This window comes from Pseudomonas guariconensis (genome assembly GCF_024127895.1).
Classification (GTDB): domain Bacteria; phylum Pseudomonadota; class Gammaproteobacteria; order Pseudomonadales; family Pseudomonadaceae; genus Aquipseudomonas; species Aquipseudomonas guariconensis_B.
In genome coordinates this window covers 372,061-386,375 of record NZ_JAMYBK010000002.1, presented here as the reverse complement: position 1 = coordinate 386,375, position 14,315 = coordinate 372,061, and the positions used below count along the sequence as shown (strand labels likewise).

The window sequence follows — 14,315 nt, the reverse complement described above, 5'->3', positions numbered from 1 at the left end:
CCGTCAGGAAAAGCAGCGGCAAGCTGCAAGAAAAAAGCAGGCCCTGCGCCTAATGCCGTTCACTTAAGCAATTGGGGCTGCCTTGCAGCCCTTCGCGGGCAAGCCCGCTCCCACAAGTACGCTGCAAACCTCAAGGAATGCACGATCCTGTGGGAGCGGGCTTGCCCGCGAAGGGCCGCAAGGCGGCCCCAATCGATGCCACATCAGACTTAAGTGAACAGCATTAGGCCCTGCACCGGCCTGCTTTTCTCTTGCAGCTTGTAGCTTGCCGCTCAATAGTCGATCCGCACATCCCCCTTAGGCACACTGCAGCACGACAGGATGTAGCCTTCGGCTTCGTCCTCCTCGGTGATGCCGCCGTTGTGCTCCATCTCCACCTCGCCGCCGAGCTTGAGCACCTTGCAGGTACCGCAGATGCCCATGCCGCATGCCTTGGGAATCATCAACCCGACCTTCGCCGCCGCCGCATGCACCGTCTCGCCCGGCGCGACGCGGATGCTCTTCTCGCTGCCGATGAACTCCACCAGGTTGAGGTCGGCGACATCCATCTCCTCGGCCGCCTCGGCGGCCTGCTCGGCATGCTCCACCGCGTCGGCCTTGGCTTCTGGCGGGGTCGCGCCGAACGACTCCTCGTGGTAGTTGCGCATGTCGAAGCCCACGCCCTCGAGCATGCGCTTGACGGCATTCATGTAGGGCGTCGGGCCACAGCAGAAGATCTCGCGCTCCAGGTAGTCCGGGGCGATCAGTTCCATCAGCCGCTGGTTGAGGTAGCCACGGTAGCCCGCCCAAGGCTCGCCCAGGCCGTGCTTCTCGCAGATGATGTGCAGGCTGAAATTGGGGATCCGCGACGCCATCTGCTCCAGCTCGCGGTGATAGATGATGTCTTTCGGCGAACGGGCGCTATGCACGAAGACCATGTCGACGTTGCCGTTGGTGTCGTAGAACCAGCGGGCCATCGACATCACCGGGGTGATGCCGACACCGCCGGACAGGTACAGCACCTTCGGCGCCGGGAAGTCGATGGCGTTGAACAGGCCCACCGGCCCGTGCACCGCCAGTTCGAAACCTTCGTGCATGTTTTCGTGCAGCCAGTTGGAGACCTGGCCGCCCGGCACGCGCTTGACCGTGATGGAGAAGCTGTAGGGCACCGAGGGCGCACTGGAGATGGTGTAGGAGCGCATCACCTGCCGGCCATCGATCTCCAGCTCCAGAGTGACGAACTGCCCCGGCTTGAAGAAGAACATGATCGGCTGGTCGGCCATGAAGCAGAAGGTGCGCACGTCCCAGGTCTCCTGGATGACCTTGACGCAGCGCACGACGTGGCGGCCATTGGCCCAGGTCTGGGTGGTGACCGGATTGAGGAAGGTATCGGACATGTTCATCTCCAGCGGCCGACTACCGGCCTTCATGGCTCCGATAATGCGCAAGCCGGTGACGAAGTACATTCCCATCAGCGACATCGGCGTGCTTATCGCGACCAGCCCCGCGATACAAGGGCTGGCGCGTCGGAATTCGATTCGGCCATGTCGCCCATGGATATGGTTGCCCACCGCTTCGAACGCACACTCCACCGCAAATGAACCTGCTGTTCTTGCACGACAGCCTTGCGGCACAACAACAACGATTAGCCACCTTTCGCCGGCCGTACTCGGCCCTGAGGACCAAACGATGGACGTCACCGCAACCCTGAGCCTGGGCGATCCACTGGAAGCAGCACGCAAGGCCACCGCCGAGATGCTGCAGACCCGCGAGCGCACCTTCTCGCTCCCCCAGCCTTTCTACACCGACGAGCGTCTGTTCCAGATCGACATGCAGGAGATCTTCCACAAGGAGTGGCTGATCGCCGGCATGACCTGCGAGATTCCCGCCAAGGGCAATTACCTGACCCTGCAGATCGGCAAGAACCCGATCATCGTGGTGCGGGGTGCCGAGGGCAAAGTGCATGCCTTCCACAACGTCTGCCGCCACCGGGGCTCGCGCCTGTGCGTCAGCGACAAGGGCAAGGTGGCCAAACTGGTCTGCCCGTACCACCAGTGGACCTACGAGCTCGACGGCCGCCTGCTGTTCGCCGGCACCGAGATGGGTGTCGACTTCGACATGTCCCAGTACGGCCTCAAGCCGGTCAACGTGAAGACTGCCGGCGGCTACATCTTCATCAGCCTGTCGGAGAACCCGCCACCCATCGACGACTTCCTCGCCACCCTCGAGCACTACATGGAGCCGTACGACATGGAGAACGCCAAGGTGGCGGTGCAGACCACCTTGATGGAAAAAGCCAACTGGAAGCTGGTGCTGGAGAACAACCGCGAGTGCTACCACTGCAACGGCTCGCACCCTGAGCTGCTCAAGACCCTGCTGGAGTGGGACGACACCAACGACCCCCGCGCCGACCAGGCGTTCAAGGACCACGTCGCCGCCTGCGCCGCTGCCTGGGAAGCCGAGAAGATCCCGTACCTGCACAAGAGCCATGGTCTGCGCAACCGCATCGTACGCATGCCGCTGCTCAAGGGCACGGTGTCGATGACCATGGACGGCAAGCAGGCCTGCCAGAAGCTGATGGGCCGCATCAAGAACCCGGACCTGGGCTCGATGCGCATCCTGCACCTGCCGCACTCGTGGAACCACTGCATGGGCGACCACATGATCGTCTTCACCGTGTGGCCGATCAGTGCCCAGGAGTCGATGGTCACCACCAAGTGGCTGGTGCACAAGGATGCGGTCGAAGGTGTCGACTACGACCCCGAGCGCATGCGCCAGGTGTGGGACGCCACCAACGACCAGGACCGTCGCCTGGCCGAGGAAAACCAGCGTGGCATCAATTCCACCGCCTACCAGCCGGGGCCGTACTCCAAGACCTATGAGTTCGGGGTGATCAACTTCATCGACTGGTACAGCCAGCAGATGCTCAACAACCTCGGCGCGGAGCCGGCACCGTACCTGAAGGAAGTGAAGACGCAGTAAGGCGCCGGATAGTGAAAGAGGGCAGTCGGGAGGCTGCTCTTTTTTTTTGCCTCGGGCATCATGGCCTCACCAGGCCGATCATTTATTGATCAGGTTCAATACAGCCCAGAGCTGCCAAGGCCTGCAGGCAAGGGCCAACATTTTATCCACAAGCTGACGCACAGTATTTGTGAAAAACCCTCCAGCTTGCCACTGCCAAGTGTCGATCACTTTTTGACCAAAACGCTGTAAGCCTTTGATTACTTGGCCTACAGCGATTACCGAACATCTTGTCCACAGACCGACCAACAGACTTTGTGAGCAAGATAAGGCAGCCTTCGCCGAGACTTGTGGATAATCCTCCAAAGGCCTTGTCGCAGGCCACCCGAAGGGTATTCCAGGGTCAATTGATCATTTATTGATCATTTTCATACAGACCAATGAATTCGCGGGCTACAGCGTATACCAAACAGATTATCCACAGAGCGACCAACAGCGATTGTGGGCAACATCCTGGAATATTCCCCGGGTCGACATCAAAACGACACGGAGCGCCCCAGCCAAGGCCTGATCATATTTTGAACAAACCTCTGAAATCCAGTAACCACGCGGCCTACAGCGAAGCGCAAACATTTTATCAACAGGTTGGCGAACAGATTCGGTGTGTAAAAAAGCCCGCCCTGCATAACCTGCAGGGCGGGCTTCGGGTCGTTCGGATGGATGGCTAGCGCAACACCCCCTCCTCCACCAGCAACTTCAGGATGGCCTCGGCGCCCTCCTGTGGAGAAACGTCCTTGAGCACCTTGCCGCCCCCGCCACTGGCCTTGGCCGTGGCAGCCTTCATGCGGTCGGCACCGCTCTTGGCCTTGATCACCTTGAGCCGCTTGGGCCGTGGCCGGGCCGGTTGCAGCTCGGCGTCAGCCAGCAGCTCGTCCTCCACCACCTCGACATTGCGCGCCGCCAGCACGCCGCGCCGGGCTGGGCCGAAGGCGCTCTGGCGCGGCTTGGGCGCGGCGTTATCCACAGTCGCCAGCAAGGGCAGGCGTACCTTCAACCGGCGCCGCTGGCCACGGGGCAGCGCCTGCAATACCTGCGCAGTGCCGTTGTCGATGGATTCCACCTCAGCCAGCCCGACCACCAGTGGCCAACCCAGCTTCTCGGCCAGGAGGAACGGCAGCATGCCCGACCCTTCGCCAGTTTCCGCCTGGCTGCCGGTCAGTACCAACTGGGCGCCCGCCTCGCGCAGGTAATCACCGAGCACGCCCAGCACATCGGCGCCCGCTGGCTGCTCCAGCACGTCCAGGTGATCCAGCCCCATGCCCAGGTAGGCACGCAGGGCCTCTTCCCGGGGATCGCCGGCATGTACCACCTGCAGGTTATCCCCAGCCAGTTGCAGGCCCAGCTCCACCGCACGGGCATCCTGCTCGGCACGGCGGGTGCGGCCGGAGCTGGGGTGGGCGCCGATGGAGACCAGGCTGATGACTTTCGTACTCATGCTCGTGCCCTTATGCCGCGTCGCGCTGGCTGGCGCTGCGGTAGTTGTCCACAGCCTCGATCAGCGCCTGGAGAATCGCCGAGCTGTCGCCAATCACCGACAGGTCGGCCCGTTTGATCATGTCGCAGCCTGGGTCCATGTTCACTGCCACCACCTTGTCGCAGGCGCCGATGCCTTGCAGGTGCTGGATCGCGCCAGAGATACCCACAGCCACGTAGACCCGTGCGGTCACCCAGGTACCCGTGGCGCCGACCTGGCGGTTACGCGGCATGAAACCGTCGTCCACCGCCACCCGCGACGCCCCCTCGGTGGCGCCGAGCGCAGCGGTTGCCTTGTGAAAAAGCGCCCAGTCCTTGACCCCGTTGCCGCCGGAGACGATGAACTCGGCCTCGGCCATGGCGATGGCTGCCGGGTCCACGGCCACCGGGCCAAGGTCCTCGATGCGCGACAGGCTGCGGGCCACGCTTGTGGACAACTCCACCGGCAGTGCCTCGTGGCGGGTTTCGCTGACCGGCTCGGCGCACTCGGCGGCGGCCAGGATCAACCGCGCCAAGCCACGTTGCAGGTCTTGCTGGCCGGCCCCGGCGCGGCCGATGCACTGGCCGTCCTTGACCTGCCAGACCCGCGTCGCCGGGCGCTCGCCGAGCGCGGCGGCCAGGCGCCGACCGAGTTCGCCACCGCCGGTGCGGCTGTCGGGCAACAGCCAGTGACGTGGCGAGAACTGGTTATCCACAGCGCGCAGGCCCTGCACCAGTTGCTCCGGTGCATAACCTTCGAACGCCTCGCCCTCGATGACCAGCAGGCGATCGACACCGGCTGTGGAAAAGTTGCTCTCCTTGTGCTCGCCGAAGACGATGGCCAGCACCGCGCCGTCGCTGCCCGCCAGGCTGTGGGCAAGCCCGAGCAGGTCGCGGTCGTGGCTGCCCAGGCGGCCGCCGACCATGTCCGGCACCACGGCGATGTAGAACGCCGGCTCCACGACCTGATGCAATGGCAGTTGCACCTGGGCACCAGCACTGCGCCGCGCCCCACCGCTGGTGCCCTGCTGGGCGCCGCTGCGGTCGATGCGCTTGATGCCGTTGGGGCCGATGAAGCCAGCGGCGATCGCATGAGGGTTCTTGCGGATGAGGCCGTTGGGCCCCATCCAGCTAGTCTGCTGGGTCTGCATCGCCGCATGCAGCGGGTGCAGGCGGTTACGTGCGATCCACTCGGCACGAGGGTCGCGGCGGATGATGTCGCTCATCAGTGCACCTCCGCAGGTTCACGTTTGGCCACCTGGGGCTTGGTCGCCGGGGTGTCGTCTTCGATCAGCACGTCGGCCACCAACTCGGCCAGGTCCTTGATCTGCGGGCGGGGTTCGACCACGCCTTCGAGCATCGCCGTGCATTGCGGGCAACCCACCGCCACCAGCTCTGCCTCGGTCTCGCGGATGTCGTCCATGCGCATGTCGGGGATACGCTGCTTGCCCGGTATGTCGGTGATCGGCGCACCGCCGCCACCGCCGCAGCAGCGGGAGCGCAAGCCCGAGCGCTGCATCTCGCGGACCTCGATGCCCAAGGCCTTGAGCACCTCGCGCGGGGCTTCGTATTCGCCGTTGTAGCGGCCCAGGTAGCACGGGTCGTGGTAGGTGACGCTGCCCCCCTTGTGCTGGCCCAGGTTGAGCTTGTTGGCGGCGATCAGCTCGGCGATGTAGGTGCTGTGGTGCTGCACCTGGTACTCGCCGCCCAGGGCGCCGTATTCGTTCTTCAGCACATGGAAGCTGTGCGGGTCGCAGGTGACGATGCGCTGGAAGCGGTACTTGCTCAGCGTCTGGATGTTGCGCCGGGCCAATTGCTGGAAGGTCGCCTCATCGCCCAGACGGCGCGCCACGTCACCGCTGTCGCGCTCCTCCAGGCCGAGCACGGCGAAGTCCACGCCAGAGGCCTTGAGCACCTTGACGAAGGCGCGCAGGGTGCGCTGGTTGCGCATGTCGAAGGCACCATCGCCGACCCAGAACAGTACCTCGGTGTTCTTCACCTCGGACAGCAGCTGGAGGTTGAGGTCGGCCGCCCAGTTCATCCGCCCGCCAGGGTTGAAACCGCCGGGGTTGTCGGTGGCGATCAGGTTGTCCAGCACCTCGGCGCCCTTGTTCGGGGTCGCGCCCTTCTCCAGGGTGAGGTGGCGGCGCATGTCGACGATGGCATCGACGTGCTCGATCATCATCGGGCACTCCTCGACGCAGGCGCGGCAGGTGGTGCACGACCACAGGGTCTCGGCATCGACCAGGCCATTGACGATCGGCTGGTGCGGATGGCCGCCATGCTCGCCGATCGGCTTGCCCGGGTAGGGGCTGCCGGCGAAGGTGGCGTCGGTGCCACCGGCCAGGCCGATGACCATGTCCTGGATCAGCTTCTTCGGGTTCAGCGGCTGGCCGGCGGCGAACGCCGGGCACATGGCCTCGCACTTGCCGCACTGCACGCAGGCGTCGAAGCCCAGCAGCTGGTTCCAGGTGAAGTCCACCGGTTTTTCCACGCCCAGGGGCGCATTCGGGTCTTCCAGGTCCAGCGGTTTGAGGCCGGTGGAGCGGCCACCGCCGAAGCGCTCGGCGCGGCGGTGCCAGGCCAGGTGCAGGGCGCCGGCGAAGGCGTGCTTCATCGGCCCACCCCAGGTCATGCCGAAGAACAGCTCCGACCCGCCCCACAGCACGCCCACGCCGAGCAGCGCCACCAGCAGCCAGCCGCCCGTGCCCTCGGGCAGGATGCCGGCCACCGGCAAGGTGGCGACGAAGAAGCTCGCGGCGAACACCAGCAGGCTCTTGGGCAGGCGCATCCAGGGGCCCTTGGACAGCCGCGAAGGCGGGTCCAGGCGCCGCTTGAAGACGAAGATGGCGCCACTGAACATGATCACCGTGGCCACCAGCAGGGCGTAACCGAGGATCTTGCTCTGCAGGCCGAAGCCGTGCACCAGGATCGCCAGCACCGCCGACAGGACAAAGCCGCCCGCCGTGGCCACGTGGGTCTTGGACATGTACTTGTCGCGCTCGACCACATGGTGCAGGTCCACCAGGTAGCGTCGCGGCATGGCCAGCAGGCCGCCGATCAGGTTGACCTTGGACGGCCGGCCACGCCGCCACATGCGCACCCGGCGCAGGGCGCCGAGCACCGCCAGGCCAAGGGCGGCGAACAGCAGGATGGGTAGAAGGGTGTTCAACATCGCTAGGCACCTTTGAGCTGCGAGCTGCAAGCTGCAAGCCGCAAGAAAAAGCCGAGTCGCTCTTGCTGGCTGCTTACAACGGCTGGCTCATCGCTGTTACGCAGAATCGTTTCCAAGCAACTCTCGGAGCGATGGCCGCAAGCAGAAGCGATGAGGACTGCTTCTGCTTGCCGCTTGCCGCTCGAAACTTGCAGCTAGCCTAGAAATCCTTGCACAGGCGCAAGGCGTCATAGATCGCCGCATGCACGTTACGCTGGGCCACGCAGTCGCCGATGCGGTACAGCAGGTAGCCCTCGCCCGGCTGGCTGAGGATCGGCTGCGGCTGGATGGCGAACAACGCCTCGATGTCGATCTGGCCCTTGTTGCGCGAGCCGTCCTTGAGCGCGTAGTAGAGTTCCTCGTCCGGCCGCACGCCGTTTTCCACCACCACCTGGTCGAGCACGCGCTCTTCCTTGGCGCCGGTGTACTCGTTCTCCAGCACCGCGATCACCTTGTCGCCCTCGCGGTAGACCTTTTCCAGCATCATGTCGCCGGTCATGATCACCTCTTTCGGATAGAGGCTGCGGTAGTAGGTCGGGAAGGTGGTGCCGCCCATGGCCACACCCGGCTTGATGTCGTCGGTGACGATCTCCACCTGGCAGCCCTTGTCGGCCAGAAAGTCCGCCGTGGACATGCCGGTGAACTCGCAGATGGTGTCGTACACCAGCACGTTCTTGCCCGGCGCGACCTTGCCGTCGAGGATGTCCCAGCTGCTGACCACCAGCCCTTCGGCGGCGCCCCAGTGCTCGTTCTGCTCGACGAACGGATGGCCGCCCACCGCCAGCACGACGATGTCCGGGCGCAGGTCCATGATGGTCTGCGCATCCGCCGCGGTGCCCAGGCGCAGGTCGACCTTCAGGCGGGCGAACTCCAGCTGGTACCAGCGGGTGATGCCGGCGATCTGGTCACGCTGCGGTGCCTTGGCGGCGATGGTGATCTGCCCGCCGATCTGCTCCTTCTTCTCGAACACGGTGACGTCGTGGCCGCGCTCGGCCGCCACGCGGGCCGCCTCCATGCCGGCAGGGCCGGCGCCGACCACCACCACCTTGCGCTTGGGCCCGGTGGACTTCTCGATGATGTGCGGCACGCCCATGTATTCACGGGAGGTCGCGGCGTTCTGGATGCACAGCACATCCAGGCCCTGGTACTGGCGGTCGATGCAGTAGTTGGCACCGACGCATTGCTTGATCTGGTCGACCTGGCCCATCTTGATCTTGGCGATCAGGTGCGGGTCGGCCATGTGCGCGCGGGTCATGCCGACCATGTCCACGTAGCCGCCTTCGAGGATGCGCGTGGCCTGGTTCGGGTCCTTGATGTTCTGCGCGTGCAGCACCGGGACCTTGACCACTTCCTTGATGCCGGCAGCCAGGTGCAGGAACGGCTCCGGCGGGTAGCTCATGTTGGGGATGACGTTGGCCAGGGTGTTGTGGGTATCGCAGCCCGAGCCGACCACGCCGATGAAGTCGAGCATGCCGGTGGCGTCGTAGTACTTGGCGATCTCCTTCATGTCCTCGTGGCTCAGGCCATCGGGGTGGAATTCGTCGCCGCAGATGCGCATGCCCACGCAGAAGTCGTCACCGACCTCGGCGCGCACCGCCTTGAGCACTTCCAGGCCGAACTTCATGCGGCCTTCGAAGCTGCCGCCCCATTCGTCGGTACGCTTGTTGACCCGTGGGCTCCAGAACTGGTCGATCATGTGCTGGTGCACCGCCGACAGCTCGACGCCGTCCAGGCCGCCTTCCTTCGCCCGGCGCGCGGCCTGGGCGTAGTTGCCGATGACCCGCCAGATCTCCTCCACCTCGATGGTCTTGCAGGTGGCACGGTGCACGGGTTCGCGGATGCCCGACGGCGACATCAGGGTCGGCCAGTTGAAGCCGTCCCAGCGCGAGCGCCGGCCCATGTGGGTAATCTGGATCATGATCTTGGCGCCATGCTTGTGCATGGCGTCGGCCAGGTTCTGGAAGTGCGGGATGATCCGGTCGGTCGACAGGTTCACCGACGACCACCACTCCTGCGGGCTGTCGATGGCCACCACCGACGAACCGCCGCAGATGGCCAGGCCGATGCCGCCCTTGGCCTTCTCTTCGTAGTACTTGACGTAGCGCTCGGTGGTCATGCCGCCGTCGGTGGCGTAGACCTCGGCGTGCGCGGTGCTGAGCACGCGGTTGCGGATGGTCAGCTTGCCGATCTGGATCGGCTGGAACATTGCTTCGAATGCCATGACGCTCTCTCCGGCTTACAGCGGCTTGACGATGAACAGGCCGTCGTCGTGGCCTTCTTCCGACCCGCCGTAGACCTGTTCGGCCACGGTGCGGATGGAACTGCCACGGGCAGCCAGGATCTGGTCCATGGCACCGGCGAACCAGCCGGTGAACATGTAGTCGACCTTGCGGCCGACCTTGCCGTAGACGTAGACGAACGCCGAATGCTTGAGCTTGACGCTGGCGGTGCCCTTGTCCAGGTCGATGTCCTGGATCTCGAACAGGCCCCAGCCGCGCTGGGACAGGCGCTTCATGTAGTGCTCGAACACCGCCACGCCTTCCAGGCCATGGCATTCGGCTTCTTTTTCGCACCAGTGCCAGGCCGACTTGTAGCCGGCCTTGTAGAGGATCTCGGCGTAGGCGTCAGCGCCCAGCACTTCCTCGATGCCCATGTGGTTGTTGACGAAGAAATGCCGTGGCACGTAGAGCATCGGCAGGGCATCGGTGGTCCAGACACCGGTCTCGCTGTCGACTTCGATTGGCAATTGCGGGGCGATCTTGGCCATGGAAACTCAACTCCATAAAAATTTTTGTTGGATGCCCCGGCGTTGCTGGCCGGGGCTTTTCAGGCTTGGAGAGCGGCTTACTCGCCCCAGACGTCCTTGAGGACATTCACCCAGTTCTCACCCATGATCTTGCGCACCACCCGTTCGGAGTGGCCGCGCTTGAGCAGGGTCTCGGTGAGGTTGGGGAACTCGCCGACAGTGCGGATCCCCAGCGGGTTGATGATCTTCCCGAAATTGGTCAGGCGACGGGCGTAACCCTTGTCGTGGGTCAGGTACTCGAAGAAGTCCTGGCCGTGGCCCTGGGTGAAGTCGGTGCCGATGCCGATGGCGTCCTCACCGACGATGTTCATGGTGTACTCGATGGCCTCGGCGTAGTCGTCGATGGTCGAGTCGATGCCCTTGGCCAGGAACGGCGCGAACATGGTCACGCCGACGAAGCCGCCGTGGTCGGCGATGAACTTCAGCTCTTCGTCCGACTTGTTGCGCGGGTGCTCCTTCAGGCCCGAGGGCAGGCAATGGGAATAGCAGACCGGCTTCTTCGACTCGAGGATGACTTCCTCGCTGGTCTTGGAGCCGACGTGGGACAGGTCGCACATGATGCCGACGCGATTCATCTCGGCGACGATCTCGCGACCGAAGCCCGACAGGCCGCCGTCGCGCTCGTAGCAGCCGGTGCCCACCAGGTTCTGGGTGTTGTAGCACATCTGCACGATGCCCACGCCCAGCTGCTTGAACACGTCGACGTAGCCGATCTGGTCTTCGAAGGCGTGGGCGTTCTGGAAGCCGAAGAGGATGCCGGTCTTGCCCAGCTCCTTGGCCTTGCGGATGTCGGCGGTGGTGCGCACCGGCATGACCAGGTCGCTGTTCTCGCGGATCAGCTTCTGGCTGGCGGCGATGTTGTCGACGGTGGCCTTGAAGCCCTCCCAGACCGATACCGTGCAGTTGGCCGCGGTCAGGCCACCCTTGCGCATGTCCTCGAACAGCTCGCGGTTCCATTTGGCGATGATCAGGCCATCGATGACGATGCTGTCGGCGTGAAGTTCGGCTGGGCTCATCAGGCTGTCCCCTTTTATTGACTTGGGCCACGCCGAACCTTGTGCCGGCGCTTTGGGGCCAGCATATGCCTGCCGCCCGAGGCGCCCCGGTGCAAAAACGACAGGGGGTTTGCCGAAAGCGTCAATGGGCGACAGGGCGCGCTCTGGCACGGCGTGTGGCGATGAGAGCGACTCTCGACAACCGTCGTTTTTGGCCATTCATGAACATTTGCGTCGGGAGCTACCGCAGCGTCGCAGGCTGAGCGAGAATCGCCTGCGATTCGTCAGCCTGTTTAAGGAGAAAACGGATGAAATCAATGGCATGGCTGGTGTTGCTGAGCGTGGCCCTGGGTGCCCAGGCCGGCGAGGAGGAAAGCACGCCCTGCGACAACGTCGAGACCGATCAGCAGGGCTATGCCTGCGCCGCCTTCAACAAGCACACCGCCGAGCGGGAGCTGAAGGCGGCCTATGACGAACTGGTCCAGCGCATCCGCGACCAGTATGCGGACGAAGTCGGCCAGGCCACGGCGCTGATCGAGCGAATGGACGCTGCCGAAAAACTCTGGGTGCAGCTGCGTGATGCCGACTGCAAAGTCGAGACCTTTGCAGGGAAGCCTGGCAGCCAGGCGTTCGAGGCGGCCTGGAACACCTGTATCGCCCAGCGTAGCGATGAGCGATCGGAGTACCTGCAGTCCATTGGCCAGCCATGATCTCGACGGCGCGCCCAACTGTCATTTGGGGCCGCTTCGCGCCCCATCGCCGGCTTGCCGCCGATCCTCCCTGGGACAGCGCTCGAAGCGTGCCCGGTAGCAACGGGTGAAATACGACGCCGACTCGAACCCACAGGCCACCCCCACCTCCAGCACGCTCATGTCGGTCTGGCGCAGCAACTGCCGCGCCTTGTCCAACCGCAGGCGCAGATAGAAGCCGCTGGGCGTGTCGTCCAGATACAGGCGGAACAGCCGCTCCAGTTGCCGCCGGGTGACCTGCACGGCCTCGGCCAGCACCTGGGTATTGAGCGGCTGCTCGGTGTTGCGCTCCATCTCGCCGATCACCCGCACCAGCTTCTTGTTGCTGATGCCGTAGCGCGAGGCGATTTGCATGCGCTGGTGGTCCTGGCGCGGGCGGATGCGCCCGAGCACGAACTGCTCCGACACTTGCACCGCCAGTTCGCTGCCATGGCCCTGGGCGATCAGGTCGAGCATCAGGTCGATGGAGGCGGTGCCGCCGGCGCAGGTGATGCGCCGGCGGTCGATCTCGAACAGCTCCTGGGTCGCCTGCAGGCGCGGGTAGCGCTCCTTGAAAGCCTCCAGCGCCTCCCAGTGCAGGGTCGCCCGATACCCGTCGAGCAGGCCGGCCTCGGCCAGCACCACCGCGCCGGTATCGATACCGCCAAGGATCACCCCCTCATGGTCGAGACGGCGCAGCGCCTGTTGCAGCACAGGGCCGTAGCAGGCCAACGGCTCGAAGCCGGCCACCACCAGCAGCATACTGCCCCGCTCGCCCTCGCCCAGGGCGCCGTCGACGTTCACCGACATGCCATTGCTCGCCTGCACCGCGTCACCCTCCAGGCTCAGCACGCGCCAGCGGTACAGCGGCCCGCGAAAACGGTTGGCCACGCGCAAGGGCTCCAGCGCCGAAATGAAGCCCATGGCCGAGAAGCCCGGCAACAGCAGGAAGTGGATGGTTTGCGGCATCGATATGTTCCACGGCAGAAGTGGTCGCTTGTGTGCAATTGTTGGTCGTCAGGGTGCGATTTTCCACCCTGCCAGCAGCGTAGCGTGTTCACACGGCCCACAGAGGCCGATCCCATAACAATATGCACTGCCGTTGGAGAGCCACCATGCACAGCTTGATCCGCCGCAGCCTGTTGTCCCTCGCCCTGAGCAGCACCCTTGCCACGCCCCTGTTCGCCGCCGAGCCCGCCGTTTGCAAGAACGTACGCCTGGGCGTGGTCAACTGGACCGATGTCATCGCCACCAGCGCCATGGCCCAGGTCCTGCTCGATGGCCTGGGTTACCAGACCAAGCAGACCAGCGCCTCGCAGCAGATCATCTTCGCCGGGATCCGCGACAAGCGCCTGGACATGTTCCTGGGCTACTGGAACCCGATCATGACCCAGACCATCACCCCGTTCATCCAGGCCGGGCAGGTCAAGGTCCTCGACAAACCCAGCCTGGACGACGCCCGGGCCACCCTGGCGGTGCCGAAGTACCTCGCCGACAAGGGCCTGAAGAGCTTCGCCGACATCCACAAGTTCGAGAAGGAACTGGGCCGCAAGATCTACGGCATCGAGCCTGGCTCCGGGGCCAACACCCAGATCAAGGCCATGATCGCCAAGAACCAGTTCGGCCTGGGCAAGTTCCAGCTGGTCGAGTCCAGCGAGGCCGGCATGCTCGCCGCGGTCGACCGGGCCGTACGGCGCAAGCAGGCGGTGGTGTTCTTCGGTTGGGCGCCGCACCCGATGAACGTCAACATCGACATGACCTACCTCGATGGCAGCCAGGATGCCCTGGGCCCCGACGAAGGCCGTGCCACGGTGTGGACCGTCACCGCGCCGGACTATGCCGAACGTTGCCCCAACGCCCACCGCCTGCTGGCCAACCTGAGCTTCAGCGCCGAGGACGAGAGCCGCATGATGCAGCCGCTGCTCGACCACAAGGACCCGCTGGAGTCGGCCCGCCAGTGGCTCAAGGACCACCCCGAGGACAAGGCGCGCTGGCTGCAAGGCGTGACCACCTTCGATGGCAAGCCCGCGGCCGAGAACCTCAAGCTCACCGCCAACTGACCCGGCCTCATCGCCGGCAAGCCAGCTCCCCCAGGCGCTTCACGCACCAGGGCTCACCAC

Annotated in this window: 11 protein-coding genes; 3 read left to right on the top strand and 8 right to left on the bottom strand. The window is 64.5% G+C overall.

Annotation, left to right across the window (positions count from 1 at the left end; all coding sequences use genetic code 11):
• Positions 1-272: 272 nt before the first annotated feature.
• Positions 273-1,376: a glycine-betaine demethylase subunit GbcB gene (gene gbcB, locus NJF35_RS04285; RefSeq protein ID WP_225786530.1), complete on the bottom strand. Its 1,104-nt coding sequence runs from the start codon at positions 1,374-1,376 to the stop codon at positions 273-275.
• Positions 1,377-1,668: 292 nt separating this feature from the next.
• Here gbcB and gbcA point away from each other — a divergent pair, with 292 nt between their 5' ends.
• Positions 1,669-2,961: a glycine-betaine demethylase subunit GbcA gene (gbcA, locus tag NJF35_RS04280; protein WP_225786531.1), complete on the top strand. Its 1,293-nt coding sequence runs from the start codon at positions 1,669-1,671 to the stop codon at positions 2,959-2,961.
• A 703-nt stretch (positions 2,962-3,664) separates the two neighbouring features.
• Here gbcA and NJF35_RS04275 read toward each other — a convergent pair.
• The 6 genes from NJF35_RS04275 to NJF35_RS04250 form a co-directional block, all read right to left on the bottom strand.
• Positions 3,665-4,435, bottom strand: coding sequence for an electron transfer flavoprotein subunit beta/FixA family protein (locus NJF35_RS04275; protein ID WP_225786532.1), 771 nt, complete (start codon positions 4,433-4,435; stop codon positions 3,665-3,667).
• Between the two features lie 10 nt (positions 4,436-4,445).
• Entirely contained in the window at positions 4,446-5,678 is a 1,233-nt protein-coding gene (locus tag NJF35_RS04270) for an electron transfer flavoprotein subunit alpha/FixB family protein (RefSeq protein ID WP_225786533.1), read from the bottom strand.
• Positions 5,678-7,627: a dimethylglycine demethylation protein DgcB gene (gene dgcB, locus NJF35_RS04265; RefSeq protein WP_253090705.1), complete on the bottom strand. Its 1,950-nt coding sequence runs from the start codon at positions 7,625-7,627 to the stop codon at positions 5,678-5,680. Before dgcB ends, NJF35_RS04270 begins: the two co-directional genes overlap by 1 nt.
• Positions 7,628-7,826: 199 nt before the next feature.
• The gene (gene dgcA, locus NJF35_RS04260) at positions 7,827-9,887 is read right to left on the bottom strand and encodes a dimethylglycine demethylation protein DgcA (protein ID WP_225786535.1); all 2,061 of its coding nucleotides are present in this window, start codon (positions 9,885-9,887) and stop codon (positions 7,827-7,829) included.
• A 15-nt stretch (positions 9,888-9,902) separates the two neighbouring features.
• Entirely contained in the window at positions 9,903-10,433 is a 531-nt protein-coding gene (locus tag NJF35_RS04255) for a DUF5943 domain-containing protein (protein WP_225786536.1), read from the bottom strand.
• 77 nt (positions 10,434-10,510) lie between these two features.
• Entirely contained in the window at positions 10,511-11,488 is a 978-nt protein-coding gene (locus NJF35_RS04250) for a dipeptidase (RefSeq protein WP_087501964.1), read from the bottom strand.
• Between the two features lie 287 nt (positions 11,489-11,775).
• Here NJF35_RS04250 and NJF35_RS04245 point away from each other — a divergent pair, with 287 nt between their 5' ends.
• On the top strand, positions 11,776-12,177 hold the full coding sequence (locus NJF35_RS04245; RefSeq protein ID WP_253081700.1) for a lysozyme inhibitor LprI family protein: 402 nt from the start codon (positions 11,776-11,778) through the stop codon (positions 12,175-12,177).
• Between the two features lie 21 nt (positions 12,178-12,198).
• Here NJF35_RS04245 and NJF35_RS04240 read toward each other — a convergent pair whose 3' ends face one another.
• The gene (locus tag NJF35_RS04240; protein WP_253090704.1) at positions 12,199-13,164 is read right to left on the bottom strand and encodes a GlxA family transcriptional regulator; all 966 of its coding nucleotides are present in this window, start codon (positions 13,162-13,164) and stop codon (positions 12,199-12,201) included.
• Positions 13,165-13,310: 146 nt separating this feature from the next.
• Between NJF35_RS04240 and NJF35_RS04235 the strand changes: the two genes are divergently transcribed.
• Entirely contained in the window at positions 13,311-14,255 is a 945-nt protein-coding gene (locus NJF35_RS04235) for a choline ABC transporter substrate-binding protein (RefSeq protein WP_225786539.1), read from the top strand.
• Positions 14,256-14,315: the final 60 nt, after the last annotated feature.